Source organism: Wenyingzhuangia heitensis, assembly GCF_011762155.1.
Classification (GTDB): domain Bacteria; phylum Bacteroidota; class Bacteroidia; order Flavobacteriales; family Flavobacteriaceae; genus Wenyingzhuangia; species Wenyingzhuangia heitensis.
The window spans coordinates 1-2,903 of record NZ_JAASQL010000019.1 but is presented as its reverse complement, the minus strand read 5'-3'; the positions used below and the strand labels follow the sequence as shown (position 1 = coordinate 2,903).

Here is a 2,903-nt window from a genome sequence, read left to right as displayed (position 1 = left end):
TTAGTATTAAAAACTTATCGATAAAAGACAGTCAATACCAATATAATATTCGTTTAGGGAGTCAACTTAAAAATATTAAAGATGTTGAGAATATTAATTATGTTTTTGTTTCTTAAAAATTTAAAAGCTAATATTAAGCTAAAACGTTAATATAATAAATGATTTTGTACTATTAATTGTAGCTAAACTAAATGTTTGTCCAGTAAAATTAAGTTTATTAATACTATACGAGACTTTAGTATATATAGAACAATTTAGACTTTCATTTTTTATTAATAACATCTGTTATTGTATCTAAATTTTAATTATTGAATATATAAACAAAATAAGGAATGATTTTTAATCTTTTTATTAGACTATCGATTTAATAATGAGCCATATCTTTAAGTAAGATAATTATTTATTATTTAGGTTATATTTGATGAGTAATTTGATTTTGTTTACAGTTATCATTTTTTTGCAATTGATATTTATCCGTAAAGGGGCATTGTCGTAAAAGTATTTATTTTGTACAGCAATACGTTTTATATTATTCTTTTAAAAAGAAGTATACTATAAACAGTAATAAATAAAGACTTCGAAAAAATTAGTATTTTAAATCACGCAAAAAAAAATAAATTCATTTTATAAAAAATAGAAATATTAAATTTATGTTTAAAAAAAACGAGTTAAATAAAAACTTAATAATTAGTTTTTTAATAATCTTGTTAGGCCTGTTACATCTTGCTCATTTTTCAGACTATCCTCATACTACTCAGTTAAGTAAATTTTTATTATTATACTTGATAAGTGTTGTTTTATTTTTGTTGTATTTGATTAATATATTGATAATAAAAAATATAAAAGTTCATATAACAAAATTAGATATAGGACTTGCAATACTTTTTTTCTATACTATATTAAACACAAGTATATTTTACAGGGGGGCTGTTTTTTCAATCAGGTATTATGAATTATTATGTCTAAGTGTAATCTATTGTTGTTTTAGAATTTTTAAATCTATACAAATAAATATTTTTTGGATTTTATTAATTATAATTTCTGGAATTATTCAAGCAATCTATGGTAGTTTACAGTTGTTAGGTTTTTTAAGTTCTAACCATAGTAATTTCAAGATAACAGGTAGCTTTTTTAACCCTGGACCTTATGCAAGTTTTTTATCTATAATATTTGTATTGTCTTTAGGTGTGTATTTATTTAAAAATAGAGTTTTTAGGTTGTTTTTAGGAGTAAAAAAGGTTGCTACAAATCAATTAATTAAATTTATTTTTAAATATATTCCGTTTATTGGTATTACTACAATTATAATTGTAATACCTGCTACACATTCAAGGGCTTCGTGGTTAGCCATTGTATTTTCAAGCTTAATTTTATTGGAATTACGATTTAGGTGTTTAAAGAGGTTTCTTTTTAAAATAAGCATATTTAAAAAATATTTATTACTTGTAGTTTCTTTTGTTTTATTTATAATTGGACTTCTCGCTATTTATTTTTTAAAAAAAGATTCCTCTGATGGGCGTTTATTGATTTGGAAAATATCACATAGTATATTTAAAGATTATCCTGTTCTAGGTGTTGGTTTCGATAAGTTTAAATCAAATTACATGAATTATCAAGCGTCATATTTTGAACAAGGAGGCACTTTTCAAGAGAAGTTTATAGCAGATAATACTATTTATGCTTTTAATGAATTTATACAGTTTTTTATTGAAAATGGTGTTGTAGGGGGCTTTATTCTTATGTATATATTGTATATTGTTTTATTTGAAAAATTGAATAAAGAAAATATATTATTAGGAATTATTGTGAAATTAGTATTGTTAAGTATAGGTGTTATATCTTTCTTTTCTTACCCTTCACAAATACTTCCTATCAAGATAATTCTAGTTTTTTTATTATCTTTTTTATCAAACGAGATTAAAATAAAGTATTCATTTTCGCTTAATAAAAAATGGGTTACCTATAGGGTTAAAAGTGGCTTGTTTTTTTTAGGGATTATTATAGTTTATAATTCTTTTAAAAGGTTATGCATATTAGATTGGTCTTTTCAGTGTAATTATCGTGGGATGGTTTATAGTAGAGAAGGGGATTATGAATTATCTATCAAAGAATTTGAAAAAAGTTTCCCTGTTCTAAAAAAAGATGGAGAATTCATGACTAACTATGGTAGAACGTTATTTTTTGATAAAAAATATGATGAGGCATTGTCAGTACTCAAAAAGGCAAAAGAACATCAAAATTCTTCTGTTTTAGAAATTTATTTAGGAGATTGTTATAAAAGTATGGGGAAATACAAAGAGTCTGAATTAAGTTATAAAAGAGCTTTATATATGGTGCCATCTAGGTTTTATCCAATGTATTTATTATTAGTTCTTTATAGGGAGACAAATAATACCACAAAAGCTGTTTTGATTGCTAAAGAGATATTAAACAAAGAAATAAAAGTACCTTCAATTGCAGTTAAAGAAATTCAAGAAAAAGCTAATGAAATGATTAAAATAAATAGAAATTAATAATATTTCTGTTTGTAAACTGTGTATAATCTCAGTTTTTGAGAAAAACATTAAAGATTGTTTGTGTGTTTGAATTTAAAAAGTGTTTTTTGAAAAAAAAAAGCTAATATTTTTTTTTAGATTCTGATAAAAATGCAGAATTATATTTATTATGAAAAACAATTCTTTAAATGGTCATAAAATGATCTGTCTTTTACTGTTGTCAATGTTTTTAATAAACTGTTCAGATGTTGCAGAAGAAAAAGAAAATTTTAAAAAAAGAACTTATCTGCTTCGTGATAATGAGGTTACTGTTGAAGTTCTAAAAACTAGATCTTTTCAAAAGGAATTGATTAGTAACGGAAAACTAATTGCGATTCAAAAAAACATTTTAAAGTTTGAGATAGGAGA

2 protein-coding genes are annotated in these 2,903 nt (G+C 23.2%); both read left to right on the top strand.

Annotated features, from left to right (window positions below; translation table 11 throughout):
* Positions 1 to 650: 650 nt before the first annotated feature.
* A complete protein-coding gene (locus FHR24_RS15485; protein WP_167191116.1) occupies positions 651 to 2,513 on the top strand; it encodes an O-antigen ligase family protein in 1,863 nt (620 codons plus the stop codon).
* Between the two features lie 151 nt (positions 2,514 to 2,664).
* Positions 2,665 to 2,903: hypothetical protein (locus FHR24_RS15480; RefSeq protein ID WP_208412384.1), on the top strand; the 239-nt coding region annotated here is incomplete at its 3' end.

Coding starts and splice junctions, on each gene's coding strand:
- FHR24_RS15485 (WP_167191116.1), top strand. CDS start 651: ATGTTTAAAAAAAACGAGTTAAATAAAAACTTAATAATTAGTTTTTTA.